Below are 26,430 nucleotides of genomic sequence, written 5' to 3'. Positions count from 1 at the left end.
GGAAAGGGCCTCCCATGGGCGCCGTGACCACCCGGCGGCGCTCCCCCGGCCGTACCACGCCCCCGGAAACCCGCACCAAGCCGCACGAGCCGACCTGGCGGGCCAAGCTGCGCAGGGACTGGCCGCTGCTGGTGATGAACCTGCCCATGCTGCTGATCGTCGTCGCCTTCTGGTGGGTGCCGGCGCTCGGCAACGTGATCGCCTTCCAGGACTACAACCCGTACACCGACGGGATCCTCGGCAGCCCCGTCATCGGCTTCACCAACTTCGCGCTGCTCTTCCAGGACCCGCAGTTCATCCGCGCCATCACCAACACCCTGTCCATCACCGCCTTCCAGCTCGTCTTCTACTTCCCCGTGCCGATCCTGCTGGCGCTGCTGCTCAACAGCATCGTCTCGGCCAAGCTGCGGGCGTTCGTGCAGGGCGTCGTCTACATGCCGTTCTTCTTCTCCTGGGTGCTGGTCATCGCCGTCTTCCAGCAGATGTTCGGCGGCGCCGGCCTGCTCGCGCAGACCCTGCGGCAGCACGGCCACGAGGGCGTCGACCTGATGACGAACTCCGACACCTTCATCCTGCTGCTCACCTCGCAGACCATCTGGAAGGACGCCGGCTGGGGCGCGATCATCTTCCTGGCCGCCCTCAGCACCATCGACCCCAACCTGTACGAGGCCGCCGCCGTGGACGGCGCTCGCCGGTGGCGGCGCATGTGGCACATCACGCTGCCCGGCCTGCGGCCCGTGATCGTCCTGCTGCTCATCCTGCGCCTCGGCGACGCCCTGAACGTCGGCTTCGAGCAGTTCATGCTGCAACGCAGCGCCGTCGGCAGCGAGGCGTCCGAGGTCTTCGACACGTTCGTGTACTGGTCGGGCATCCGCACCGGCGACCTCGGGTACGGCGCGGCGGCCGGGCTGTTCAAGGGCGTCGTGGGGCTGCTGCTCATCATCGCGGCCAACCGCGTGGCGCACGCGTTCGGCGAACGAGGGGTGTATTCACGATCATGACCGCTCTCACCCGCAGGAAACCCGCGCGGCTGGCGCCCTGGGAGGAGCGGCCCTCGCCGGCCGGCCAGCTCGGCAAGGGCACCCTGATCACCCTCATCCTCGTCGCCGTGCTCGGCCCCCTCTACACGATCGTCCTGACCAGCCTCAGCTCCTCCGCCACCGTCAACCGGGCGGGCGGTCTCGTGCTGGTGCCCGACGGGATCACGTTCGAGGCGTACCGGCAGATCTTCTCCGACACCGTCGTCAGCCGGGCCGTGCTCGTCAGCACCGGCGTCACCGTCGTCGGCACCCTGATCAGCGCCGGGGTGAGCGTGCTCGGGGCGTACTCGCTGTCGCGCCCCGGCTCCTTCCTGCACCGGCCGCTGCTGTTCACCGTGCTGCTGATGTTCGTGTTCTTCCCCGGCATCATCCCCGTGTACCTGATGGTGAGCGGGCTCGGGCTCAAGGACAGCTACTGGTCGCTGATCCTGCCCACGGCCGTGTCGGCGTTCAACGTGGTCGTGCTGCGCTCGTTCTTCATGAACATCCCCGGCGAGCTGCTGGACAGCGCCCGCATCGACGGGGCCGGCGAGTTCCGCATCCTGTTCCGCATCGTGCTGCCCATGTCGAAGGCGGTCACGGCCGTGGTGGCGATGTTCTACGCGGTCGGGTACTGGAACGCGTGGTTCAACGCGATGCTCTACATGGACGACACCCGCAAGTGGCCGCTGGCGCTGATCCTGCGCCAGTACGTCGTGGACTCCAACCCCTTACCGGCGGCCACGGCCGGCGTCACCGGCGACGCGCCCCCGACCCTGGCCATCAAGATGGCGATCGTGGTGATCGCCGTCATCCCCGCGCTCATCATGTACCCCCTGGTGCAGCGCCACTTCACGAAGGGTGTGATCGTCGGCGCCATCAAGGGGTGACCGACGAAAGTCGGGGGTGCGCGGCTACTTTCGCCGGGGACGGTCCGGCGCGGCCGGGTGGCACGGTGGGCGGCATGAGGAAGACCTTGGCCGCGACCGTGCTCGCGCTCTCCGCTTCGCTGACCGTCCTCGCGGCGCCCCCGGCTCAGGCCGCGCCGCCCGTTCTCCGGCTGCCGGCCCCCACCGGCGATCTCGCCGTCGGCAAGACCGACCTGCACCTCGTCGACACCAGCCGCCCCGACCCGTGGGTTCCCCAGCGGAAGGCGCGGGAGCTGATGGTGTCGATCTGGTACCCGGCGCGCGCCTCCACGGGCGCGCCGGCCCGCTACCTGACGCCGCGCGAGTCCGAGCTGATCATCAGGAGCGAGCCGCGCCTGAAGGACGTGCCCGCCGACACCCTCGCCAAGACCGTGACGCACGCCAGGTCCGGTGCCCCCGCGCTGCCGCGCAAGGGCGGCTGGCCGCTGGTGGTCCTGTCCCCCGGCATGACGCTGCCCCGGGCGACCATGACCTCCCTGGCGGAGGAGTTCGCCAGCCGCGGCTACCTGGTGGCGGGCATCGAGCACACGTACGAGTCGCTGGCCACCACCTTCCCCGACGGCCGCACCGTCACCTTCGAGGCCGGCAAGGCCGGGCAGACGGCCGAGACCGGGGAGAAGGTGGCGCGGGTGCGGGCGGCAGACACCGCGTTCGTCCTCGACCGGCTGGCCAAGAGCAAGCACTGGAAGCGGCTCGTCGACGAGCGCAGGGTCGCCATGGTCGGCCACTCGGTCGGCGGCCAGAGCGCGGCGCACCTGCTGCCCACCTCCAGGCGGGTGCAGGCGGTGGTCAACCTCGACGGCACCTACAACCCCCCGACCCCGGCCAAGCCCCTGGACAAGCCCTTCATGATGATCGGCAACCCCCGGCACCAGCCGCAGTCCGGCGGCAAGGACGGCTCGTGGGACCAGTTCTGGCCGCACGTGACCGGCGACTGGAAGCGCTGGCTGACCGTGACCGGCGCCGAGCACATGAGCTTCATGGACTACGCGGTGCTCCTGCCGCAGCTCGGGCTGGGCGAGTTCCCCCTGGACGGCGAGCGAGCCCTGCGCGTCACCCGCACGTACGTGACCGCCTTCCTCGACCTGCACCTGAAGGGAAAGCCGCAGCCGCTGCTGGACGGTCCGTCCGAGAGCTATCCCGAGGTGCGGTTCTGGTAGCCGGGTCAGCGGCGCTTCAGGTCTGGTAGCCGGGGCAGCGCGCTTCAGCACCCGGGTCCTCGCCGAGGTGGTCGATGCCGGTCAGCACCTCCAGCGCGGCCCGGCGCCCCTGGCCACCAGCTCGTCCGCCCGCGCGGCGGTGCGGTTCCACCCCGTCACCTCGTAGCCCCTGCCGAGGTAGGCGCCGGCCATGGCCCGTCCCATGGGCGTCCTCTCCTTCTCTAGAACGAACGCTCTATTCAGAAAGCGCCACACCACTAGAACGAACGCTCTAACCAGTAGGATGGACGGCATGCGGACCCAGCACGAGCTCGGCACCCGGGAGCGGATCGTCCGGACCACCTCCCGCCTGCTCCAGCAGCAGGGATACGAGGCGACGGGCCTCAAGCAGATCTCCCAGGAGGCCCAGGCCACGCTGGGCTCGGTCTACCACTTCTTCCCCGGCGGCAAGCGGGAGCTGGCCGTCGAGGCCGTCCGCCACGGCGACAAGGAGTTCGCCCAGTTCCTGCGCACGGCGTTCGACCAGGAGGACGACCCGGCCGCCGCCATCATCGCCTGCACCCGCGACCTGGCCACGGGCCTGCGCGAGTCCGGCTGGGTCGACGGCTGCCCCGTCACCACCACGGCACTGGAGAGCGTCGGCCGCGAGCCCGCCATCCGGCAGGCCGCGGAGGATGCCTACGAGAGCTGGCGCGCGCTGGTGCGCGACAAGCTCACCCGCTCCGGCTTCGCCGACGACGTCGCCCACGACCTCGCCCACACCGTGATCAACCTCTTGGAGGGGGCGGAGCTGTCGGCCCAGGTGTCCCAGAGCGAGGCGCCACTGGAGATCGCGGGCCGGCACCTCGCCCGGCTCATCGACTCCTACCGGTGAGGCGACCGGTGCCGGGCTCGTCGGGTCAGCAACGCAGCAGTTCGTAGGCCGCGTACGCGGTGATCCCGTACGCCAGGTGCGGGAGCGCGTCCGAGATCCAGGCGGAGGGCGGCCACTCGCGCGGGTCCGTGGCGCCGAGGGCCGTCAGCGGGACGTTCGAGCCGGCCATGGCCAGCGCCGTCAGCGCCGACACCCCCACCGGCCAGGACGGGCGGCGGCCGGCGGCGAGCAGGGCGTAGCAGAGGGCGGCGCCCGCGCCCGTGGCGTAGCCGAGGAGGGAGCCCAGGGCCTGCTTGCGGTTCTCGGCCTGCTCGCCGTCTCCCAGGCCGACGTCCGTGAGGTCGGACAGCTTCTCCACGGCCTGCTGCGGGGTGCTGCTGGCGGCGCGCGCCCGGATCACCATGTCGAGATATGTAGCGATATTGAGTGCGCTGGTGCCGGCCGCGCCCGCGATCAAGCCCTTGACGAGTGTGTGCATGCGGGCCAGCTACCCGGAGGGCTCACCCGCAGGCCCTACGTCCGCAGAGCCCACGTCCCGCAGAGCCCACGTCCCGCAGACTCCACGTCCGCAGGCCCCCACGTCCGTAGGAACCGCGGCCTCTGCGACCCGTCCACCAGCTCGACGCGCAGGCCGAGGGCGGGCATGCGGTGGTAGGTGAAGGGGCGTCCGTACGGGCGGGCGTCAGCACGTGAACGGCGCGCAACGGTAGAGCGGCCGGCGCTCGGCCTACAGGGCCGCGGGCTGGTGTGCGCATGTCCCTGGCCCGCTGGAGGAGGCGCTGCCCGTGGGGCTCCCAGCCGGGGCAGCGCCTCCCCGAGCCCTACACGGGGGTGCAGGTGAGGGTGGCGGGCGGGGTGTTGGTGCCGGTGTAGCCGCCGTTGAAGCCGAACGACGTCGAGGCGCCGGCGGCCACGTTGCCGGTGTAGCCGACGTTGACGGCGGTCACGTTGGCGCCCGACTGGGTCTGCGTGGCGCCCCAGATCTGGGTGATCTTCTGGTCACCCGGCCAGGTCCATGTCACCTTCCAGCCGGTGATGGCGGCGGTGCCGGTGTTCTTGACGGAGACCTCGGCCTGGAAGCCGCCGGGCCAGGAGTTGCCGGCTTTGTAGGTGGCGGTGCAACCGCTATCAGTGGTGGGGGTGACGGTCGGCGTCACGGTCGGGGTGACCGTGGGCGTCACGGTCGGGGTGACCGTGGGCGTCACGGTCGGGGTGACCGTGGGCGTCACGGTCGGGGTGACGGTGACGGGCGGGCCGGTGCGGTCGCCGTAGATGATGCCGCGCCCGTTGGTCCCCACGTAGACGCGGCCGTACACGCGGGGGTCGCCCGTCAGCGCCTCGCCCATGTTGCCCCACTGGTGCTTGTCGTCGTTGATGCGCATCCAGGACGAGCCGGCGTCGTCGGAGCGGTACAGGCCGGCGGTGCCGTCGACGGTGGCGACGGCGTAGATCGCCTGGTACGTGGCGCCGGGCGCGGCCTTGCCGAAGCCGACGTTCACAGAGCTGGTGACGCCGGAGACCTTGGTGAAGGAGGCGCCGCTGTTGGTGGAGTGCCAGAGGCCGCCCTCGCCGGCCAGCCACAGGTCACCCTCGATGCCGGGCACGGCCTTGAACTTGGTGGCGGTGGCGGGCAGGCCGGTCGCGGCGGTGGCGGTGAAGGTGGCGCCGCCGTTGGTGCTGAGGTAGAGGCGGCCGCCGCTGAGGCCGTAGAACTTCATGGGGTTGACCCGGTCGGACTCGACGGTTGCGCCGGTGGGCAGGCCGGTGGCGGTCTGCCAGGAGTTGCCGTACCCGACGGAGTAGACGGGGGTGACGCCCTTGGGTGCCCAGACGAAGCGGGAGCCGTCGGCGGCCGCCGCGACGGTGCCGCCCTCGTTGACGCCGCCGGGCTCGGTGCCCTGGAACCAGTTGGCGCCGCCGTCGGTGGAGAAGGCGACGTGGCTGTCGTTCGGGCGGTCTGCGTCGGTGAAGTTGCCGGCCCTGACCATGATCGAGGGGGACTTCTCGGCGTAGTCGAGGCTGGTGGTGGAGGTGAAGACCGGCTGGGTGAACATCATGGACGGCACGGCGTCCAGGCTGGTGTGGCGGAAGCCGGCGATGTCGCCGAGGCCGCTGACGAGGGGCGCGCCGCTGGGCGGGCTGATCAGGTCGAGGACGGCCGTCTCCTCCAGGCCCTTGGCCATGGGCTTGATGGTGAACTGCCCGCCGGAGTCCCACAGGCCGAGGTCCTCGGTGCCGTAGATGGTGGCGCCGGTGCCGTACATCATCCGGTTGGAGTCGAACGGGTCGATCTCCAGGGATTCGGTCATCCAGCCGAGCTTGGGCGTAACCTCGGGGGGTTGCGGGTTGGTGCCGAAGGTCAGCCACGGGTTCGCGGAGATGTCCATCTTGTAGCGGAACGAGCGGTTGGGGTAGGAGGTCCAGTCCCACACGCGGGTCCACGTGGCGCCGGAGTCCGTGGAGCGGAAGAAGATGACGTCCGGCCACCAGGAGACCTGGGTGGCGACCATGATCGTGGACGGGTGCTGCCGGTCGATGGTCAGGCCGCTGTAGCCGAAGTAGTCGTCGGAGCTGGACGACGGGATGGGGCTGATCTGCGTCCAGGTGCCGGTGGCGGTGGCGTAGCGCCACACGTCGCCCTTGGCCCCGTCGTACGGGCCGCCGGTGTCGCTGGTGGCGAGGTAGAGGTAGCCGTTGACGGTGTCGAGCACGCCCTTGTGGGCGATGTAGCCGGTGGGCTGCCCGGCGAGGCGGGACCAGGTGGCGCCGCCGTCGGTGGTGCGGTAGACCGTGTTGTCCTTGTCGGCGACGCCCACGTAGATGGTCTTGGTGGCGCTGCCGGCGCTGGAGGAGCGCTTGTCGTAGGTCACCCAGATCACGCCGGGCCGGTGGCTGAGGTAGCCGTTGGGGTCGCTGGGGTCCTGGGCGTAGTTGCCGGCGTTGGGGAAGCTGGTCACCTTCGACCAGGTGGCGCCGTAGTCGGTGCTGCGCCACAGGCCGTTGCCGTTGGGCGCGCCGAAGTAGAGGACGCGGTTGTCGTTGGGGTCCACGGACAGGGCCTCGCCCATGCCCCGGCCGGGCATGTTGCCGCCCAGCTTGAACGGCAGCGCCGTGACCTGCCAGGTGTCGCCCTTGTCGGTGGAGCGCAGGATGGCGCCGTTGTTCGGGTCCCAGGAGTTGGTGTACATGCCGACGGCGGCGTACACGCGGTTGGTCTGGACGGGGTCGGTGGCCATGCTGATCACACCGTTGTAGCCCCATTTGTCCCAGCCGACCCAGTCGAGCAGCGGGGTCCAGGACTTCGTGGACTGGTTCCACCGGTACGCGCCGCCGATGTCGGTGCGGGCGTAGATGAGGTTGCGCTCGGTCGGGTTGAAGATGATGCCCGGCACGAACCCGCCGCCGTCGATCCGCACGTTCTTGTACGCGTACGGGTCGGCGGCGACCGCCGAGACCGGCGACATCCGCACCACGGCCGCCACGAGCAGGACGGCGGCGGTCGTGAGCATGACGAATAATCTTCTTCGCATGCGCGGCTCTTCCTTTCCGGGCACGCCGGAGGGCGCGCCAGAGGCGTCAGAATGACCGCCATGCACGAGCAGAGTGCACCGACCCTGACCGTCGCCGCGCCTTCGCGCATGAGCTTCACCCAGAAGGCTCACACACGCGCGTAACGCAGGTCAATAGTTTGGACAAGCAACCAATTAAGGGGCGTCATGGCAGGCTTTCCCGAGTACCGGGTGGACGGAAGGATCGCGCTGGTCACGGGCGCGGCGAGGGGCCTCGGACGGGCCATCTCGCTGGCCCTGGCCCACGCCGGGGCCGACCTCGCCCTCGGCCTCCGGGACGTCACGGCGGACGAGGGCCTGGCCGCCGAGATCGAGCGCATGGGACGCGCGGCGCTGCCGCTGCAGATGGACATGACCGTCCCCGCCCAGATCTCCGCGGCGGTCCGGCACACGCTGGACCGGTTCGGCAGGATCGACATCCTGGTCAACAACGCGGGCATCGCTCCCGGCAACCCGGCCGAGCACGTGACGGAGGAGGACTTCGACCGTACCTTGCAGGTGAACCTGAAGGGCACCTTCCTGGCCAGCCAGGCGGCCGGCCGGGCGATGATCGAGCAGGGGCACGGCATGATCGTGAACGTGGGCTCGCAGGCCGGCGAGGTGGCGCTGCCCGGCGAGTCCGTCTACTGCATGACCAAGGCCGCCATCGCCCACCTCACCCGCTGCCTCGCCGTCGAGTGGGGCCCGCACGGCGTCAGGGTGAACAACGTCGCCCCGACCTTCATCCGCACCCCTGGCACCGAGCCCGCCCTGTCGGACCCGGCGTTCGAGGCCGACGTGATCGAGCGGATCGCGGCGCTGCACCGCATCGGCGAGCCGATGGACGTCGCCGGCGCGGTGCTCTTCCTGGCCTCACCGGCCGCTGCCCTGATCACTGGGCACACGCTGGTGATCGACGGCGGCTGGACGGTCCGCTGACGGCCGGCGCAGCCCCGCCGCCCAGAGGGCGACCCCGATGTAGAGCACCTGCTCGGGGACGCGCTGCCACAGCGGCGACCCGACGTCCTCCAGGCCGAGCTCGGCCGCGTTGACGTTGGCCGGCAGCAACGCGACGAACAGCAGCGCCAGGCAGATGCCGGCGGCCCTGCGCGTGGGCTCCAGCACCAGCCCGACGGCCCCGGCCAGCTCCAGCACCCCGCTCAGGTACACCATGAAGCCCGGGAACGGCACGAACGACGGCACCATGGCCACCATGTCGTCATAGTTCGGCATGAACGTCACGTCACCGGGGACGAAGTGGGCGCTCGCGGTCATCACGAGCATGACCGCGAGCCCGTGGGCGGCGCTCACCCGCCACGTGGCGAAGCGGCGCACGCCGAGCAATCCGAGCAGCCGGAACGCCACGGTGGCGATCAGCAGGACGGCAACAGTCACCGGAACCTCCATTGGATAGCAGTACTACCTAGCTCTATTAGATAACATCGCTATCCAATAAAGTCAACTACCGGCCCTCAGCCTGCCCCCTCGCTCTTCGGCGGCGCCCTTGACGGGTCTGCCGGCGCCGCCTGGGCGGGAGTGGCGGCCATGAGCGTGGCCATGGCCGCCACGACGGCACCCGCGATCGTCCGCTTCATGAGCTCCCTTTCAACGAACGGAGTGGATCGCAGGATGCTGCCGGACCTGGTTCACGACCTGGTGAACGCGAAGTCCCTGATCCGCAGGTCGCCCTTGAACACGAGGTACACGCTCCCGCTCCCCGCCTTCACGGTCGCGCTCACGTTCCCGTACTGGTAGATCCCGCCGGTGGCGGGCACCTGGACGGTGGCGAGCAGGGCGCCGGTCGGTGAGCCGCGCCGGACCTCGAACGAGCCGCCGCCCGCCGAGGCGACCGAGGCGGTCAGGCGGGAGCCCCAGGTGGCGCCGGTGAAGGAGACCCAGTCACCCGCCGACCCTTCGACGACCTCGCCGCGCACCTTGCTCTCGTCGGCGAAGGCGACGCCGGAGTAGTCGTCGAAGTCCATGGCGCGGGTGGTCCTGGTCAGGTCGCGCACGGGGACGGTCTCGCCAGACACGCGCAGCGTCGTGGACTGGCGGATCCGGTCGGAGGAGGAGCCGACGAGCACGTCGTGGGTGGCGTTCTCGACGGTCCACTTGCCGCGGGTGTGGTCCCAGACGGCGAGGTCGGACTTCTTCAGGGTGAAGGTGACCGTGCGGGTCTCGCCGGGGTTCAGGGTGACCCGCTGGAAGCCGCGCAGCTGCTTGACGGGCTGCTCGAAGCGGGAGGAGCGCTGGTGGGTGTAGAGCTGGACGACCTCGTCTCCCCTGACCTTGCCGGTGTTGGTGACCTTGACGCTGACCCGCTCGCCCTGCACACGCAGGCCCTGGTAGGCGAAGGAGGTGTAGCTGAGGCCGTGCCCGAAGGCGTAGAGCGGCCGGTCGTTCCCGTACAGGTACGTCATGCCGGTCTTGGTCAGGTCGTAGTCCAGGATGCTCGGCAGGTCGTCGGTGGCCGGCCAGGTCTGGGTGAGCCGGCCGCCGGGGTTGACGTCGCCGAAGAGCACGTCGGCGACGGCGTGGCCGGTCTCGGCGCCCGCGTGGGTGGTCCACAGCAGCGTCGGCGCGTCCACGATGACGGGGTAGCTGGTCTCCAGCACCACGACCGTGCGCGGGTTGGCCTTGCGGACGGCCTCGATCAGCCGCCGCTGGCCCTCGCCGAGCTTCAGGGTGTCGCGGTCGTGGAACTCGCGCCCGGCCACGAACGGGTGGCTGCCCACCACCACGACGGCGACCTCGGCCTTGGCGGCCTGCGCGGCGGCCTCGGCCACGCCGTCGGAGACGACCTCCTTGGCGAACTTCGCGGCCTGCGCCTTGGGCACCAGGCCGAGCGTGCCGTCGGCGGTGACGCCCACATAGGCGTCGGGGAGGCCGAACCAGCTCTCGACGGTCTCGAACCCCGCGTAGCGGATCAGGTGGCTGCCGTCGGGCTGCCGCTCCAGCGCGAACTGCTGGGAGACGTACCAGCCGTCGGGCTCGGCGTCGTCGGTGTCGAGCGAGCGCCAGTCGCCGCCGAGCAGCTTGCCGTTGCCGGCGTTGCGCAGCGTGGACACGCCGCCGGTCCAGTCGGTGAGGTCCCACTGCGAGGCGGCGGTGGGGGCGGTGTCGCTGAGCGTGGCGTTGTCGTCGGGGCCGGTGCCGCTGGCGGTGATGTACTTGCCGGAGTCGAGGTGCTTGAGCGCGATGCGCTCCAGCCCCTCGCCGGTGCGCACGTCGGGCACCCGCTCCTTGATCCCGTCGAGCGGCGTCACCTGGTACGGGAGCTGCCCCGCGTACCAGTCGCGGTAGAGCCGGTCCGACAGCGGCCCGACGACGGCCGCGGACTTCGGCTTGGCCAGCGGCAGCACGCCGGAGTTCTTCAGCAGCACCGCCGCCTTGCCGGCGGTCTCGCGGTTGAGCTTGCGGTGCGCCGCGCTGTCGATCACGTCGGCGGTGATCTTCTTGTACGGCCCGCCGTCCGGGTCGAAGTGCCCCAGCCGGGTCCGGATCGACAGCACGCTGCGCACGGACTTGTCGACGTCGGCCTCGGTGATGCGGCCCTGCTGGAGCGCGGCCTTGAGGTTCGTGACGAGCACGCTGACGTCGCTGTTGTCGATCGTGAAGCTGTCGAGCCCGGCCTTCAGCACGGCGGCGAACGCCTCGGGCTTGGTGTCGTAGTACTTCTCCAGGTCGGTGAGGGCGTGCGGCCCCCAGGCGTCGCTGGGGTTGTAGAGCGTCTTGTCCGTCCACGACCGCACCACGTCGTCGAGGTCGGGGTTGACGTGGTTGGGCCGCCCGTTGACCAGGTTGTACGACGCCATCACGCCGGTCGCGGCGTCGGCCGAGATCGCCGCCTTGAACGCCGGCTCGTAGTACTCGTGCTTCAGCTTGGGCGTCAGGTTGGAGGAGGTCAGGCTGCGGTTGTTCTCGTTGTTGTAGGCCAGGTAGTGCTTCAGGACGGGCGCGGTCTTGAGGTAGAAGGGGTCGTCGCCCGACAGGCCCTTGCCGTACGCGGTGGAGATGGCGCCGGTCAGCAGCGGGTCCTCGGAGTAGCCTTCCTCGTTGCGGCCGGCGCGGGGGTCGCGCAGCAGGTCCACCACCGGCGCCCACACCTGCAGCCCCCACAGGACGGGGTCGGTGGCGTTGTAGCCGCGGGCCTCGTCGCCCACGGCGGAGCCGACCTTCTTGATCAGGTCGGTGTCCCAGGTGCTGGCCAGCCCGATGGCCTGCGGGAACACGGTGCCGCTGGCGAACTTCTGGTTCCAGTTGTCGTTGAGGTGGTTGGACCAGGCGACGCCGTGCAGGGCCTCGGTGCCGTTCTTGTGGTAGGCGATGCCGAGGCGCGGGATCGCGGGCTGCGACTGGTGCAGCAGGCTCAGCTTCTCGTCCAGGGTGAGCCGGCCGAGCAGGTCGTTCACCCGCTGCTCCAGTGGCAGGCCGGGGTCCTGGAAGGGGAACGATTCGGCGGCCTGGGCGGGCGCGGTCAACAGCGAGGCAGCGAGGGTTAAAGCCGCAAATAACGGGATTTTTCGCATAGGAGTGGGTTCTCCATCACTTGATGGCGCCGACCGTCACACCTCGGGTCAGCGTGCGCTGGAAGATCAGGAAGAAGGCGATCGCCGGCACGACGCCGAGCAGGGCCGAGGCGCTGGACGTGGTGGCGTCCATGTACTTCTCGCCCTGCAGCACGCCGAGCGCGACGGGCACCGTCTGGGTGTCGTTCGAGATCAGGAAGATCAGCGGGAGGAAGAACTCGTTCCAGGTCCAGATGAAGAAGAAGATCAGCAGCACGTTGATCGTGGGCCGGCTGATCGGCACCACGATCCGCCAGAGTGAGCGCAGCCGCCCCGCCCCGTCGATCGCCGCCGCCTCCAGGATCTCCTTCGGGAACTGGCCCAGCACCGCGCTCAGCAGGTACGTGCCGAACGCCGCCTGGATCGCGGTCATCACGATGATCACCGCGAGCTGGGTGTCGTACAGATCGACGGCCTTGGCCAGGTAGTACAGCGGATAGGCCAGGGCCTCCTGCGGCAGCGTGTTCGCCACCAGGAACAGCACGAGGATCCACAGCCGCCCCTTCACCCTGCCGATGCCCAGCGCGTACGCGTTGAGCACCGACAGCACGACCGCCAGCACCGCGACGGACGCGCTGATGAGGAAGCTGTTCCAGAGCTTCGTCCCGAACTCCACCCGGTTCCAGAAGTCGATGATCCCTTGCAGGTAGAGCCCGTCGGGCAGGCTCAGCGGCCCCTGCGAGCCGTACTCGGCGGGCGACTTGACCGCGTTGACCGCCACGATCAGGAACGGGAAGATCATCACGACGGCCAGCACGACCAGCGCGAACAGCACCGCCCAGCGTCCCGGGCCCCTCATGACTCACGCTCCTGGACGCGCAGGAACAGGAACGTCACCACGATGATGATCAGCGCCAGCACCGTGGCGATCGCGGAGCCGTACCCGACGTTGCTCTTCTGGAAGAAGTTCAGGTACGAGAAGTACGACGGCACCATCGTCGCGTTGCCGGGCCCGCCGCGGGTCAGCACGAAGATCGGCCCGAACACCTTCAGCGCGGCGATCGTGCACGTCAGCAGCACCACGAAGATCTCCGGCCGGATCTGCGGGATCGTGATGTGCCAGAACTTGCGCCACCACGAGGCGCCGTCGATCTCGGCCGCCTCGTAGTAGGACGGGTCCACGCGCTGCAGCCCGGCCATGAAGATCACGACCGGGTAGCCGAGCTGGAACCACACCATGATCGCCATGACCGTGGCCAGCGCCAGGTCGGGGTCGCCGAGCCAGTTGACGTCCAGCCCGAAGATCTGGTTGACGGCGCCGTACGACGGGTGCAGCATCCACCCCCATACCACGCCGGCCACCGCCACCGGCAGCACCTGCGGCAGGTAGTACATCGCGCGCAGCGCCGAGGCGGTGCGCGCCCCGAAGCGCTTGCCGATGTAGTCGAACAGCGCCGCCGCCAGCACGAGGCCGATCATGGTCGGCACGACGGCCATGGCCACGATCAGCCCCACGTTGTGCTGGAACGACTCCCAGAACCGCACGTCCGCCAGCAGCCTGGTGTAGTTGTCGAGCCCGATCCACCGGGGTGTCCCCACACCCGACCAGCGGGTGAAGCTGGCGCCCACGTTCATCAGGAACGGCACGACGATGACGGCCAGGAACAGCAGCAGGCTGGGGATCAGGTAGAGCCAGTATCCCCTCGTTCGAGCTCTCATCTAGTTACCGATGTCGGCGAGGTTGTCCTCGTACGGCTTGGCGAGCTCGTCGAGCACCTGCGCGGAGGTCTTGCTGCCGTTGATCAGCTCCTGGACGCCCGCCACCAGCACGTCGTAGTAGCCGGGCGCCGGCCAGTCGGGGTAGAAGGCCAGGCCATCGGCGGTGGTCAGCTTGTTGAAGGTCTCGATGAGCTCCTTGCTCTTGGCGTCGGTGATCGCGGCCGGGTCGGCGGCCACGGGGACGCCGCCGGAGTTGCCGAGCAGGTTCTGGATGTCCTTGCTCATCGTGATGTCGATGAAGTCGTAGGCCAGGTCCTTGTTCTCCGACTTCTCGGGCACGACCCAGATGTTGCCGCTGGAGCCGGGTGACATCGTGGCGCCGGGGAACAGGAAGTGGCCCCACTCGAAGTCCTTGATCTCGGAGGCGAAGCGGCCGTACCACCAGCTTCCGCTGATCATGATGGGGAACTTGCCGTTCATGAACGCCACGCCCATGTCCTCGGCCTTGAGCCCGGCCGAGTTCTTGGCGAGGTAGCCCTTCTTCACCCAGTCGGCGAACGTGTCGGCGCCGTAGGTGAACTCGGGGCCGTGGAAGTCGACCTTGCCCTTGTAGGACTGGAGGGCCTCCAGCCACGGCTTCTGCGCCTTGGTGAGCGCGAGCTGGTAGAAGATCTGCTGCGCCGGGTACTCGGCGCCGGCGTTGGAGATGGGCGTCACGCCGGCCTTGACGAACGTGTCGAGGGCGGCCGTGAACTCCTCGAACGTGGTGGGCACCTCGACCTTGTGCTTCTTGAACAGGTCCTTGTTGTAGTAGACCATCACGAACTCGCCGTAGTTCGGCACGCCGTACCACTTGCCCGAGCCCATCACGCCCCGGTCGTCGTACTTGGCGGTGGTCTGCAGGCCGCCGGGCAGCAGTTTGTCCCAGCCCCGCTTCGTGACCTCCTCGCTCAGGTCGGTGAGCAGGCCCTGCTTGGACAGCAGCCCGGCCGTGGCGTTGCCCTTGTTGTACTCCATGATGTCGGGCGCCTCGTCCGAGTTCAGCACCATGCTGGCCGTCTTCTGGATCTGTTCGAAGCCCTTCTCCTCGAACTTGACGGTCACGTTCGGGTGCGACGCCTCGAACTTCTTGATCGCCTCGGCCCACGCCTTGCCCATGGCGCTGTCGGCGCTCTCGTAGTGCCACAACTTCAGCACGCGCGGCTCAGTACCGCTCGGGCTGGGGCTGCCCGATCCGCCGCCCGAGCCGCACGCCGACAGGGCGAGCGCGGCGGCGGCCAGCACCGCGGCGCCTCTCAATCTGACCATGATCCCTCCAGGGGGTGTTACGAGATGACGGCCCGCGCGGGAGCTCCGGCCACCGGGGCGATCTCGACCCCGGTGACGCGCTTCGGGCCGGTGACGGCGACACGCAGCTCCGCGCCGTCCCTGGTGGCGACGGCGATCGTCACGCCGTCCGCGTCGTGGATTTCGACGGTGCCGTCGCCGCCCCCGAAGGCGACGAGGGCGATCTCGGCCGGCACGTCCACGGTCTCCCGCTGCTCCTGGACGGGGATGAGCGCGCCATGCCGGACGAACAGCGGGATCTGGTCGAGCGGCTTGCTGACCGTGACGTACCGGGCGCCCTCCAGCACCTCGTGCGTCCAGTAGTCCACCCACAGGCCGCGCGGCAGGTACACGCTGCGGGTGCCCTCCGGCGCGGTCATGGGGGCGACGAGCAGGTCACGGCCGAGCAGGTACTGCAGGTCGGCCTGCCAGGCCACCGGGTCGCCCGGGAAGTCCACGCACAGGGCGCGCATCATCGGCGCGCCGGTGCGCGCGGCCTCGACGGCCGCCGAGTACAGGTAGGGCATCAGCCGGTAACGCAGCTTGAGCGCCGCCACGGCCTCCGCCTCGACCTCGGGGAACTCCCACGGCTCCCTCGTCGTGGTGCCGTGCAGGCGCAGCAGCGGCGACAGGGCGCCGAACTGGGTCCAGCGCACGTACAGGTCGTCGGTGGGCCGGCCGGTGAAGCCGCCCGCGTCGTGGCTCCAGAACGGCACGCCGGACAGGCCGTGCGCGAGCCCGCCCCTGATCGTGCTGCCCATGGCGGCGTAGCTGGTGTAGGTGTCGCCGCCCCACTGGGCGCTGTGGCGCTGCCCGCCCAGGTACGACGAGCGCGCCCAGACCAGCTCGTGCCCGTTGACCTCGCGGGTGACCCCGGCGACCACGTCGTTGAACAGCAGCGTGTACACGTTGTGCAGGTCGGCGCCGCTCATCCCGTTGTACGCCACGGCGTCGCTCGGCACGCCCTCGGCGAAGTCGGTCTTGAAGGCGGCCACGCCCTGGCGCAGCAGCGGGCGCAGCAGGCCCTTGAACCATTCGGTGGCGGCCGGGTTGGTGAAGTCGACGATGCCGCAGGCGGGGAACGAGCCGTGCCAGCAGTCGGCCACGTACACCTGGCCCGCCTGATTTTTCAGGAAATATCCGGCCTCAGCGGCCTCCCGGAACGTCGGGCTGAGATGGGAGATGTACGGGTTCATCCACAGGCACACCTTGAACCCCATCCCGTCCAGCTCGGCCAGCATGCCGTCCGGGTCCGGGAAGTTCGTGGCGTCCCACTTCAGCTCCGACCAGTGCCCGTCGGCCTGCCAGTAGGTGTCCAGGTGCAGCACGTCGCACGGGATGCCGCGCTCCCTGATCGTGCGCGCCCTGGCCAGCACCCTCTCCTGGCTGTCCACGCAGAACCCCGAGGAGATCCACGTCCCGAACGCCCACTTCGGCGGCAGCGACGGCCGGCAGGTCAGCAGGTCGTAACGGTCCAGGACCTCCGCGGGCGTCGGCCCGGCGATCACGTAGTAGTCGAGCACGTCGTCCGGCACCACGATCTGCACCGCGCTGTGCGTCGACTGGCACACGTCGAACTCGGTGGGCGCGCCGCTGTCCACCAGCACGCCGTACCCCCTGCTCGACAGGTACAGCGGCACGTTCTTGTACGCCCGCTGCGACTCCGCCCCGAAGGCGTCGAAGTTCCACATGACCGGGCGCTGGCCGCGCTTGTCCAGCCGGGTGAACGACTCCCCGAACCCGGAGAACGCCTCGTCCGGCGCGGCGGCGAAGCTCTCGTGATAGGCCACAGGCGTACCGGCGGAGCTGGAGCGCCCGAACGGCAGCGTGCGCAACCGGCCGCTGATGTCGATGTGCCCCCGGTCCTGCTCGACCAGCGTCGCGCCGGCCGCGTCGGTGAAGCGCAGGTGCCAGGGGCTCAGGCTGATCTCGGCGCGCAGCGGGCCGGCGTCGATCACGATCGGCGCGCCCGGCGCCACCTCGGCGCGCGCCCCCGCGTACGTGCCGGGCGAGACCAGCCCGACGGCCCGCTCGGAGCGCGGCCGGGCGGTCGCGTCCTCCGACAGCCGGACCCTGATCACCCCTTCGCCCGCCACGCCCACCTGCACGACCAGCGTCTCCTCCGCCGAGGTGACCGCCTTCAGCATCACCTCGGCGCCGTCGGCCGCGACCAGCTCGGCGGAGGTGAGCGCGGACAGGCCGCCCTCGCCCCGCTCACGGACCGGCAACTCGGGCGGGTCGGCGACGAAGTACTCGTGCGCGACCAGCGGCGGGCGATAGGGCATGGAGGCTCCTTCAAGAACGGCTGCGCCAACTCGTGAGTTAGTTTGCTGTCCATACCAACAAACGTCAACGCCCAGCCGCCCCCCACCCGGCTCCCGTTCCCTCTCCTCCCACCTCGGGCCCGCCCCGAACCCGCCCTCGAAGCCGCCCTCGAAGCCGCTCCGTTCCGGCCCCGCCCGCTCGCCGACCCCGCTCCGTTCTCGCGCGGCCCGCCCCGGAACGCGAAAAGGCGCGTGGTGCCATGCACCACGCGCCTCCAGCAGTCGGGGCTACCGGCTCAGATCGACACTCCCGGCTGCATGAGCCGCCGCGCCGCCTCCGTGATCGACCCCGACAACGATGGGTAGACCGCGAACGTGTGCGCCAGCTGATCCACCGTCAGCCGCTGCTGCACCGCCACCGACACGGCCAGGATGAGCTCGGACGCCCGTGGCGCCACGACCACGCCGCCCAGCACGATCCCGGTGTGCGGCCGGCAGAACAGCTTCACGAACCCGTCGTTGAACCCCTGCATCTTGGCCCGCGCGTTGGTGGCCAGCGGCAGCTTGACCACGTTCGCCTCGATCTCGCCCGCCTCGATGGCCCGCTGCGCCACGCCCACCGCCGCGATCTCGGGGTCGGTGAAGATGTTGGAGGCCACCGTGGCCAGCCGCAGCGGCTGCACCGCCTCCCCCAGCGCGTGCCACACCGCGATGCGGCCCTGCATGGCCGCGACCGAGGCCAGCATCAGCACGCCCGTGCAGTCGCCCGCCGCGTACACGCCGGGCGCCGACGTGCGCGAGACCTTGTCGACCTTGACGAACCCGCCCCGGTCGAGCTGCACCCCGGCCTCCTCCAGCCCGATGCCGGAGGTGTTGGGGATCATGCCGACCGTCATCAGCGCGTGCGACCCCTCGGCCGTGCGCCCGTCCTCCAGCGTCACCACGACCCCGTCGGCCGTGCGCTTGACGGAGGCGGCCCGCGAGCGCCCCATGACGTTCATCCCGCGCCGCCGGTAGACCTCTTCCAGCACCTCGGCGCCGTCGGCGTCCTCGTTGGGCATCATCCGGTCGCGGCTGGACACCAGCGTGACCTCCGCCCCCAGCGACCGGTACGCGCCCGCGAACTCCGCCCCGGTCACCCCGGACCCGACCACGATCAGGTGCTCGGGCAGCTCCTCCAGGTCGTAGAGCTGCCGCCAGGTGAGGATGCGCTCCCCGTCGGGCTCGGCCCCCGGCAGCACCCGCGGCGTCGCCCCGGTCGCCACCAGCACCACGTCGGCCCTGATCGTCCGGTCACCGGCCCTGACCACCTGCGGATCGACCAGCCGCCCGCGCGCCTTGATGATCTCCACGCCCTCGGCCTCGACCCGCGTCGCGATGTCGGCCGACTGCGCCTGCGCCAGCTCCTTGACCCGCTTGTTGACCAGCGGCAGATCGACCCCCACCACCCCGGCGTCGCCGTCGGGCCCGCCGGAGAACGACACGCCGAGCGACGGCGCGTCGAGCAGCGCCTGCTTGCGCACGGAGGTCGCGATCAGCGTCTTGGACGGCACGCAGTCGGTCAGCACGCAGGCGCCACCGGGGCCGTCCTGCTCGACCATCGTGACTTGCGCGCCTAGCTGAGCGGCCACCAGCGCCGCCTCGTAGCCGCCTGGTCCGCCACCGATGATCACGATCCTCGTCACGTGTCCCATTCTCCCGCATGCCGCGAGCTGCCGACGAACGGGGCGGGGCCTCAGGCGCTAGTCTTGTCTGCTGTGCCTGTATACGCCGCCTACGGCAGCAACATGGACCCTGAGCAGATGGCCATGCGTGCCCCGCACTCCCCCATCCGGGGTGTGGGATGGCTGCCCGGGTGGCGGCTGACGTTCGGGGGCATGGATCTCGCCTGGGAGGGCGCGGTCGCCACGATCGTCGAAGATCCCGACGAGCACGTGTTCGTGGTGCTCTACGACGTGCCCGACTGGGAGGAGACCTCGCTCGACCAGTGGGAGGGCGCCGTCCGGGGCGCCTACCACAAGGTGCGGCTGCGGGTGCAGACGCTCGACGGCGAGGTCGTGGCCTGGTTCTACGTGCTCGACGGTTACGAGGGCGGCCTGCCCTCGGCCCGCTACCTGGGCAGCCTGGCCGAGGCGGCCGAGCGGGCGGGCGCCCCCGACGACTACGTCAAGGAGTTGCGGGAGCGCCCCTGCACCTCGTTCGGGGGTTAGCGCAGCGGCTGGTCCTTGGTCTCCTTCAGCACGAAGAGGTAGATCAGGGTCGAGATGAGCGCGAGCGCCGACATGTACCACGGGAACAGCCCGGGGTTCTTGGCCTCCTGGAGCGCGGTGCCGATGAGCGGCGCGGTGCCGCCGAACAGGGCCACGGTCAGCGAGTACGGGAACCCGGCCCCCGCCGCCCGCACCCGGGTGGGGAAGAGCTCCGAGTTCACCGCGGCCGAGATCGAGGTGAAGCAGCCGAGGAAGACCATGCCGACGAGCTGCACGACCAGCAGGCTCGCGTACGACTGGGTGAGCAGGCCGAGCAGCGGCACGGGCAGCACGAGGAAGCCGAGGCCGAACGTGATCAGCATCGGCCGGCGCCCGACGCGGTCGGACAGCATGCCGAGCAGCGGCTGCAGGATCATGAAGAAGACCAGCGAGATCGTGCCGATCTGCAGCGAGTCGGCCTTGTCGAACTTGACGGTGATCTGCGCGTAGGTGGGCAGGAAGCTGGTCCACGTGTAGTACGCGACGGTGCCGGCGATCGTGATGCCGACGATGGTGGCGGCGGAGCGCGGGTGGTGCTTGAGGAACTCGAACAGCTTGGGCCGCTCGGCCTCGCCGCGCTGGATCTCCTCGGCCACGGCGGAGGTCTCGTCGGCGCCCTTGCGGATCCACAGGCCGACGAAGCTCAGCAGCGCGCCGACGAAGAACGGGATGCGCCAGCCCCACGAGTTCATGTCGGCCTCGATGAGGCTGGTGGCCAGCAGGGCGGCCAGGCCGGAGGCGAGGAGCTGGCCGATGGTGGTGCTGACGTACTGGAAGCTCGAGTAGAGGCCGCGGCGGCCGGGCGGGGCCGACTCCACGAGGAACGTGGTGGCGGCGGCGAACTCGCCGCCGACCGAGAGGCCCTGGATGAGGCGGGCCAGGGTGAGGATGACGGGTGCGAGCAGCCCGACGGCCGCGTACGTGGGGGTGAGGCCGACGAGCAGCGAGCCGGCGCCCATGAGCACGATGGTGAACGTCATGGCGGCCTTGCGGCCGTACCGGTCGGCGAAGGCGCCGACGAGCAGGCCGCCGAGCGGGCGCATGAAGAAGCCGACGGCGAAGACGGCGAAGGAGCTCAGCAACGGTACGAGGCTGTTGGCCGAGCCCTTCGGGAAGACCTGCTCGGAGAAGTAGACAGCGAGGAAGGTGTAGGCGTACCAGTCGTACCACTCGACGACGTTGCCGATGCTGGCCGCCATGAGCTGGCGGACGCGGCTCTTGGGGATGCCGAGTGGTGATTGCGCCACCGGGGAGGTCGCCACGTGGGCTCCTTTGCTGACAAGTGCGTGATGGCTTACTGTGCATTCGGGCGACCGAAACAGTCAAATGTTCCCCACAATATTTACAATTCCGACATGGAAACGGGTGCAGGTGGACGTTCTCGACCGGCGGCTCGTGGCCGCGCTGCAAGTCGCTCCACGTGCCTCGTGGGGTGAGATCGGCCGGGCGGTGGGCGAGCACGAGCGCACGGTCGCCCGGCGGCTGCAGCGCCTGATCGCCGAGGGCGTCGTGCGGGTCACGGCCATCTACGACGACCTGCGCACGGGGCACGGCCGGCCGGTGCACCTGCACGTCCAGGTGCGGCCGGGCACGGCCACGCAAGTGGCCAAGGCGCTGGCCGACCGGCCCGACACGCGCTCGGTCTACTCGCTGACCGGGGCCGCCGACATCGGCTGCGAGCTGGTGCCGCCCTCCAGGGAGGACCTGCACCGCATCCTGTCCTCGCAGGTCTCCGACATCGACGGCGTGCTGCAGACGCAGACGCAGGTGGTGCTGCACACGTTCCGGACGGTCGCCGAGTGGCACGCCCCCTACCTGACCGAGCGGGAGGTGGCCGAGCTGCGGCCCGGCCCGCCGGCCGAGTGCCTGCCCGACGAGGAGGGGCTGTCGCCGCTGGAGCAGGAGATCGCCGAGTTACTCACCGCCGACGGCCGGATCGCCTTCACCGCCGTCGCCGAGCGCCTCGACATCTCCGTGCCCACCGCCCGCCGGCGGGTCACCTCGCTCATCGAGCGGCGGCTGCTGCTGCCCAGGGCCGAGGTGGAGCCCGCGCTGCTCGGCCTGGAGGTCGAGGCCATGCTGTGGCTGAAGGTCCGCCCGCACGGCCTCGACCTCGTCGGCCAGGAGCTGGCCGCGCACCCCAGCGTCCGTTACTGCGCCGCCACAACGGGCACGCACTCCCTCATCGTGCAGGTCGTCGCGGCGCACGAGGCGGCGCTCTACCGTTTCATGACCGGCGTCGTCGGCCGGTACGACGAGATCACCGACGTCGACCTCACGCTGATCACCCGCGCTCACAAGCGCGGCCACCTCCACAAGTCCGGACTGCTCACACTGGAGAGGACCCCATGACCCCTGCCGAGCCCATGACCCCCGCGGAGAAGGAAGTCGCCGACCTGTGCGTGGAGCTGATCCGCGTCGACAGCAGCAACTACGGTGACGGCAGCGGCCCCGGTGAGCGGGCCGCCGCCGAGGTCGTGATGTCGCGGCTGGCCGAGGTCGGCATCGAGGCCACGTACGTCGAGAGCGAGCCGGGCCGCGGCAACGTGGTCACCCGGATCGAGGGCACCGACCCGTCGCTGCCCGCGCTGCTCGTGCACGGCCACCTCGACGTCGTGCCGGCCAACGCCGACGACTGGTCGGTGGACCCGTTCGCGGGCGAGGTGCGCGACGGCTACATCTGGGGCCGCGGCGCCGTCGACATGAAGGACATGGACGCGATGATGCTGGCCGTGCTGCGCCAGATCAAGCGCGAGGGCCGCCGGCCGCGCCGCGACCTCGTCTTCGCGTGGGTGGCCGACGAGGAGGCCGGCGGCGTGTACGGCGCCAAGTACCTCACCGCCCACCACCCGGAGCTGTTCGAGGGCGTCACCGAGGCCATCAGCGAGGTCGGCGGCTACTCGCTGGAGGTGGACCCGTCGCTGCGGCTCTACCTCATCGAGACGGCCCAGAAGGGCCTGGCCTGGATGAAGCTGATCGCCGACGGCACCGCCGGTCACGGCTCGATGCTGAACGACGACAACGCCGTCACCGAGGTCGCCAAGGCGGTGGCCAGGATCGGCGAGCACGACTGGCCGCTCACCTACACCCCGACGGTCCGCCGCTTCCTCACCGAGGTCGCCGACGCGTTCGGCATCCCGTTCGACGAGGAGAACCCGCAGCCGATCCTCGACAAGATCGGCCCGCTGGTGCGCTTCGTCGGCGCCACCCTGCGCCACACCACCAACCCGACCCAGCTCGGCGCCGGCTACAAGTCGAACGTCATCCCGGGCCAGGCCACGGCCGTGGTCGACGGGCGGTTCCTGCCCGGGTTCGAGGACGACTTCTTCAAGACCGTCGACGGGCTGCTCGGGCCGAAGGTGCGGCGCGAGTTCATCCACCACGACATCGCGCTGGAGACCTCCTTCGACGGGGCGCTGGTCGAGTCGATGATCGCGGCGCTGAAGGAGGAGGACCCGGCCGCGCGGGCGATCCCGTACTGCATGTCGGGCGGCACCGACAACAAGACGTTCTTCGCGGATCTGGGGGTGCGCGGGTTCGGGTTCGTGCCGCTGCGGCTGCCGGCCGACATGGACTTCGCGGCGATGTTCCACGGCGTGGACGAGCGGGTGCCGGTGGACGCGCTGCAGTTCGGGGTGCGAGTCCTGGACAGGCTGCTCCTAAACTACTGAAGGTGACCAAAGACGCGTACACCCTGGCCGGTGAGGCCGCCGCGGCGCTGAGGGGCGCCGCCGGCCTCGACACCTTCGACGTGGCCCTCGTCATGGGGTCGGGCTGGGTGCCCGCCGCCGACGCGATCGGTGAGACGGTGCGGGAGATCCCGTTCACCGATCTGCCCGGTTTCCGCGCGCCCGCCGTCGCGGGCCACGGCGGGAAGATCCGCGTCGTGCGCACCTCGTCCGGGCGGCACGCGCTGATCTTCCTCGGCCGCACCCACCTGTACGAGGGGCTCGGGGTGGACGCGGTGGTGCACGGCGTCCGCACGGCGGCCGCGGCGGGCGTCCGCACGCTGGTGCTGACCAACGCGGCCGGCGGCCTGCGGCCCGAGACGCAGAACGTCGGCGACCCCGTCCTGATCAGCGACCACATCAACCTGACGGGTTCCAACCCGATCACCGGCACCACGTTCATCGACCTCACCGAGGTCTACTCCGGGCGCCTGCGCGCGCTGGTGCGCGAGGTCGATCCGAGCCTGGCCGAGGGCGTCTACGTCGCCTTCCGCGGGCCCACCTACGAGACGCCGGCCGAGATCCGCATGCTGCGCACGCTGGGCGGCGACATGGTCGGCATGTCCACCGTCCTGGAGGCGATCGCGGCCCGCGAGGCGGGCCTGGAGGTGCTCGGCATCTCGCTGGTCACCAACCCGGGGGCGGGCCTGTCGGGCGAGCCGCTGAACCACGAGGAGGTCCTGGAGGTGGGCCGCGCCACGGCCGCCCGCATGGGCGTGCTGCTGGCCAAGGTGGTGGACCGCCTGTGACCGTCCTGGAAGCGGCGCGCGCCTGGCTGGCACAAGACCCCGACCCCGGCACGCGCGCCGAGCTGTCCGCCCTGATCGACGCCGGAGACCTGGCCGCTCTGGAGGAGCGGTTCGGGGCCAAGCTGGAGTTCGGTACGGCGGGCCTGCGCGGCGAGCTGGGCGCGGGCCCCAACCGGATGAACCGGGTCACCGTCATGCGGGCCGCCGCCGGCCTGGCCGCCGTGCTCGGGCCGGGCCGGCACGTGGTGATCGGCTACGACGCCCGGCACAAGTCCGACGTGTTCGCCCGCGACACCGCGGCCGTGCTGACGGGCGCGGGCCTGCACGCCTCGCTGCTGCCGCACCCGCTGCCCACGCCCGTGCTGGCCTTCGCCGTGCGCCACCTCGGCGCCGACGCCGGCGTGACCGTCACCGCCAGCCACAACCCGCCGCGCGACAACGGCTACAAGGTCTACTGGGGCGACGGCTCCCAGATCGTGCCGCCGGTCGACGCCGAGATCTCGGCCGCCATCGACGCCGTCGGCCGGGTGGACGAGCTGCCGCTGCACGGCCCGGGCACGCTGACCGAGCTGGGCGAGGGCATCGTCGACGACTACCTCGACGCCGTGACCGCCCTGCCGCTCGGCGACGCCCGCGACCTGCGCGTGGCCTACACGCCGCTGCACGGGGTCGGCGCGGCCACGCTCACCGACGCCTTCCTGCGCGCCGGCTTCGAGAGCCCGATGGCGGTCGAGGAGCAGCGCAACCCCGACCCCGACTTCCCCACGGTCGCCTTCCCCAACCCGGAGGAGCCGGGCGCGATGGACCTGGCGGTCGCGCTGGCCGCCAAGCTCGGCGCCGACCTGGTGCTCGCCAACGACCCCGACGCCGACCGGTGCGCGGTGGGCGTGCCGCTGGCCGGGGGCGGCGTGCGCATGCTGACCGGCGACGAGGTCGGCGGCCTGCTGGCCGAGCACGTGATCACGCACACGAGCGGCGACCGCATGGTGGCCACCACCATCGTCTCGTCCTCCCTCCTGAGCAAGATCGCCCGCGCGCACGGCGTCCGGTACGGCGAGACGCTGACCGGCTTCAAGTGGATCACCAAGGCCGGGCCCGGCCTGGTCTTCGGCTACGAGGAGGCCCTCGGCTACAGCCTCGGCACCGACGCGGGCCTGCCCGTCAACGACAAGGACGGCATCGGCGCCGCCCTCACCGTGGCGGCCATCGCCGCGGCGGCCAAGCGCGACGGCCGTACCCTTCTCGACCTGCTCGACGACCAGGCCCGCCGCTACGGCCTGCACGCCACCTCGCAGCTCTCGTTCCGTGTCGCCGACCTGTCCCTGATCACCGCCGCCATGACCCGCCTGCGCGCCGGCCGCACCCCTGCCCTCGGGGGCCGCGCGGTGGAGCGGGTGGACGACCTCTCGCGCGGCGACGGCGGCCTGCCGCCCACCGACGGCCTGCGCTACCGCCTGTCGGGCGACGCCCGCGTGGTGGTCCGCCCGTCCGGCACCGAGCCCAAGCTGAAGTGCTACCTGGAGGTCGTCGTCCCGGTGACCGGCACCCCCGCCCAGGCCAGAGCCGTGGCGGACGAGCACCTGGCCGCCCTGAGATCCGACCTGACCGCCCGGCTGGGCCTGTGACCTTCGAGACGTTCCTGGCCCGCGCCCTGGACGACCCGGACGTGCTCGGGGTGGTGCTCAGCGGCTCCCAGGCCCGCGAGGGCGCCGCCACCGCCCACTCCGATCACGACGTCTACGTCATCGTCGCCGACGGCTCGGCGTTCCCGCCCCGCCGGGACGCCGTCCTGGACGTGGCCGTGATGACGCTCGCGCAGTTCCGCGAGCACGCCCTGCCCGGCTCCGACACCGCATGGAACCGGTACTCCTTCGCCTACGCCAGGGTCCTGAAGGACACGGCGCCCCAGGAGCAGGGCGGCATCGCCGACCTGGTCACCGCCAAGGGCACCCTCTCCCCGGAGGAGTCGCGGTCGCTGGCCCCCGAGGCGCTGGGCGCCTTCCTCAACAGCGCCTACCGGTCACTGAAGAACGACCGCGCGGGCGACCTGCTGGCCGCCCGCCTCGACGCCGCCGACGCCGTCGCTTCTTACCTGACGTACGTGTTCGCCCTGCACGGGCGGGTGCGGCCGTACAACAAGTACCTGGCGTGGGAGCTGCGCCACCACCCGCTGAGCCTGCCGATGTGGTCGCACGAGGAGCTGCTGCCCCTGCTGGAGGCCGCGCTGTCACCGGAGACGGCGAGCGCCGTGCGCAGGCTGCTGAACGACCTCGAACCGCGGGCACGGGCGGCCGGGCACGGCGAGGAGCTCGACGGCTGGGGGGATGACCTGGCGTTCATGCGCGGCAGGTGAACGC

General features: G+C 70.6%; 23 protein-coding genes. 11 read left to right on the top strand and 12 right to left on the bottom strand.

What is annotated here, in order from left to right:
- Positions 1-14: 14 nt before the first annotated feature.
- From HCN51_RS29125 to HCN51_RS29115, 3 genes are all read left to right on the top strand, one after another.
- Positions 15-1,001 carry an ABC transporter permease gene (locus HCN51_RS29125; protein WP_168013554.1) on the top strand — a complete coding sequence of 329 codons (987 nt, stop codon included), beginning with the start codon at positions 15-17 and terminating at the stop codon, positions 999-1,001.
- Complete coding sequence (locus HCN51_RS29120; protein ID WP_168013552.1) at positions 998-1,909, top strand: carbohydrate ABC transporter permease; 912 nt, start codon at positions 998-1,000, stop codon at positions 1,907-1,909. The genes HCN51_RS29125 and HCN51_RS29120 overlap by 4 nt, the downstream gene beginning before the upstream one ends.
- 74 nt (positions 1,910-1,983) lie before the next feature.
- Positions 1,984-3,108 (top strand): alpha/beta hydrolase family protein, encoded by a 1,125-nt coding sequence (locus HCN51_RS29115; protein ID WP_168013550.1) that lies wholly within the window; start codon positions 1,984-1,986, stop codon positions 3,106-3,108.
- Positions 3,109-3,189: 81 nt separating this feature from the next.
- Here HCN51_RS29115 and HCN51_RS59850 read toward each other — a convergent pair whose 3' ends face one another.
- Positions 3,190-3,312 (bottom strand): NAD(P)-binding domain-containing protein, encoded by a 123-nt coding sequence (locus HCN51_RS59850; protein WP_428981554.1) that lies wholly within the window; start codon positions 3,310-3,312, stop codon positions 3,190-3,192.
- Positions 3,313-3,400: 88 nt separating this feature from the next.
- Here HCN51_RS59850 and HCN51_RS29105 point away from each other — a divergent pair, with 88 nt between their 5' ends.
- Entirely contained in the window at positions 3,401-3,982 is a 582-nt protein-coding gene (locus HCN51_RS29105) for a TetR/AcrR family transcriptional regulator (RefSeq protein WP_168013548.1), read from the top strand.
- Positions 3,983-4,007: 25 nt separating this feature from the next.
- Here HCN51_RS29105 and HCN51_RS29100 read toward each other — a convergent pair whose 3' ends face one another.
- Positions 4,008-4,460, bottom strand: a complete 453-nt coding sequence (locus HCN51_RS29100) for a hypothetical protein (RefSeq protein ID WP_168013546.1) — start codon at positions 4,458-4,460, stop codon at positions 4,008-4,010.
- Between the two features lie 343 nt (positions 4,461-4,803).
- Positions 4,804-7,512: a cellulose binding domain-containing protein gene (locus HCN51_RS29095; protein ID WP_168013544.1), complete on the bottom strand. Its 2,709-nt coding sequence runs from the start codon at positions 7,510-7,512 to the stop codon at positions 4,804-4,806.
- Between the two features lie 186 nt (positions 7,513-7,698).
- Here HCN51_RS29095 and HCN51_RS29090 point away from each other — a divergent pair, with 186 nt between their 5' ends.
- Positions 7,699-8,469, top strand: coding sequence for an SDR family NAD(P)-dependent oxidoreductase (locus HCN51_RS29090; RefSeq protein WP_168013542.1), 771 nt, complete (start codon positions 7,699-7,701; stop codon positions 8,467-8,469).
- Here the strand turns inward: HCN51_RS29090 and HCN51_RS29085 are convergent.
- From HCN51_RS29085 to HCN51_RS29055, 8 genes are all read right to left on the bottom strand, one after another.
- Positions 8,404-8,925, bottom strand: coding sequence for a DoxX family protein (locus tag HCN51_RS29085; RefSeq protein ID WP_346433839.1), 522 nt, complete (start codon positions 8,923-8,925; stop codon positions 8,404-8,406). The two genes, HCN51_RS29090 and HCN51_RS29085, sit on opposite strands and share 66 nt — an antisense overlap.
- Positions 8,926-9,002: 77 nt before the next feature.
- The gene (locus tag HCN51_RS61530; RefSeq protein ID WP_277350116.1) at positions 9,003-9,125 is read right to left on the bottom strand and encodes a hypothetical protein; all 123 of its coding nucleotides are present in this window, start codon (positions 9,123-9,125) and stop codon (positions 9,003-9,005) included.
- Between the two features lie 51 nt (positions 9,126-9,176).
- On the bottom strand, positions 9,177-12,011 hold the full coding sequence (locus HCN51_RS29080) for a glycoside hydrolase family 3 protein (protein WP_240973345.1): 2,835 nt from the start codon (positions 12,009-12,011) through the stop codon (positions 9,177-9,179).
- 64 nt (positions 12,012-12,075) lie between these two features.
- A complete protein-coding gene (locus HCN51_RS29075; RefSeq protein WP_168013538.1) occupies positions 12,076-12,897 on the bottom strand; it encodes a carbohydrate ABC transporter permease in 822 nt (273 codons plus the stop codon).
- Positions 12,894-13,757: a carbohydrate ABC transporter permease gene (locus HCN51_RS29070; RefSeq protein WP_080043015.1), complete on the bottom strand. Its 864-nt coding sequence runs from the start codon at positions 13,755-13,757 to the stop codon at positions 12,894-12,896. The genes HCN51_RS29075 and HCN51_RS29070 overlap by 4 nt, the downstream gene beginning before the upstream one ends.
- Positions 13,758-15,065, bottom strand: a complete 1,308-nt coding sequence (locus tag HCN51_RS29065; RefSeq protein WP_168013536.1) for an ABC transporter substrate-binding protein — start codon at positions 15,063-15,065, stop codon at positions 13,758-13,760. It lies immediately after the preceding gene.
- 17 nt (positions 15,066-15,082) lie between these two features.
- Positions 15,083-17,368, bottom strand: a complete 2,286-nt coding sequence (locus HCN51_RS29060; protein WP_168013534.1) for a TIM-barrel domain-containing protein — start codon at positions 17,366-17,368, stop codon at positions 15,083-15,085.
- Between the two features lie 275 nt (positions 17,369-17,643).
- Positions 17,644-19,032: an NAD(P)H-quinone dehydrogenase gene (locus HCN51_RS29055; protein ID WP_168013531.1), complete on the bottom strand. Its 1,389-nt coding sequence runs from the start codon at positions 19,030-19,032 to the stop codon at positions 17,644-17,646.
- A 72-nt stretch (positions 19,033-19,104) separates the two neighbouring features.
- On the opposite strand from HCN51_RS29055, the gene HCN51_RS29050 reads away from it, so the two are divergent.
- Positions 19,105-19,557, top strand: a complete 453-nt coding sequence (locus HCN51_RS29050) for a gamma-glutamylcyclotransferase (RefSeq protein WP_168013529.1) — start codon at positions 19,105-19,107, stop codon at positions 19,555-19,557.
- Here the strand turns inward: HCN51_RS29050 and HCN51_RS29045 are convergent.
- Positions 19,554-20,858, bottom strand: a complete 1,305-nt coding sequence (locus tag HCN51_RS29045) for an MFS transporter (RefSeq protein ID WP_346433838.1) — start codon at positions 20,856-20,858, stop codon at positions 19,554-19,556. The two genes, HCN51_RS29050 and HCN51_RS29045, sit on opposite strands and share 4 nt — an antisense overlap.
- A 103-nt stretch (positions 20,859-20,961) precedes the next feature.
- On the opposite strand from HCN51_RS29045, the gene HCN51_RS29040 reads away from it, so the two are divergent.
- Genes HCN51_RS29040 through HCN51_RS29020 form a run of 5 tightly spaced genes read left to right on the top strand, consistent with a single transcriptional unit; the run spans position 20,962 to position 26,426 of the window.
- Positions 20,962-21,948, top strand: a complete 987-nt coding sequence (locus HCN51_RS29040) for an Lrp/AsnC family transcriptional regulator (protein WP_346433837.1) — start codon at positions 20,962-20,964, stop codon at positions 21,946-21,948.
- Complete coding sequence (locus HCN51_RS29035; protein WP_168013527.1) at positions 21,945-23,267, top strand: M20/M25/M40 family metallo-hydrolase; 1,323 nt, start codon at positions 21,945-21,947, stop codon at positions 23,265-23,267. Before HCN51_RS29040 ends, HCN51_RS29035 begins: the two co-directional genes overlap by 4 nt.
- A gap of 2 nt (positions 23,268-23,269) precedes the next feature.
- Positions 23,270-24,073 carry a purine-nucleoside phosphorylase gene (locus HCN51_RS29030; protein WP_168013525.1) on the top strand — a complete coding sequence of 268 codons (804 nt, stop codon included), beginning with the start codon at positions 23,270-23,272 and terminating at the stop codon, positions 24,071-24,073.
- Positions 24,070-25,698, top strand: coding sequence for a phosphohexomutase domain-containing protein (locus HCN51_RS29025; protein ID WP_168013523.1), 1,629 nt, complete (start codon positions 24,070-24,072; stop codon positions 25,696-25,698). The genes HCN51_RS29030 and HCN51_RS29025 overlap by 4 nt, the downstream gene beginning before the upstream one ends.
- Positions 25,695-26,426: a hypothetical protein gene (locus HCN51_RS29020; protein ID WP_168013521.1), complete on the top strand. Its 732-nt coding sequence runs from the start codon at positions 25,695-25,697 to the stop codon at positions 26,424-26,426. The genes HCN51_RS29025 and HCN51_RS29020 overlap by 4 nt, the downstream gene beginning before the upstream one ends.
- Positions 26,427-26,430 lie beyond the last annotated feature (4 nt).

The sequence above is a fragment of the Nonomuraea composti genome (genome assembly GCF_012034275.1).
GTDB lineage: Bacteria > Actinomycetota > Actinomycetes > Streptosporangiales > Streptosporangiaceae > Nonomuraea > Nonomuraea composti.
Note: the sequence above shows the minus strand (reverse complement) of the source record. Positions and strands in the feature narration are given on the sequence as shown.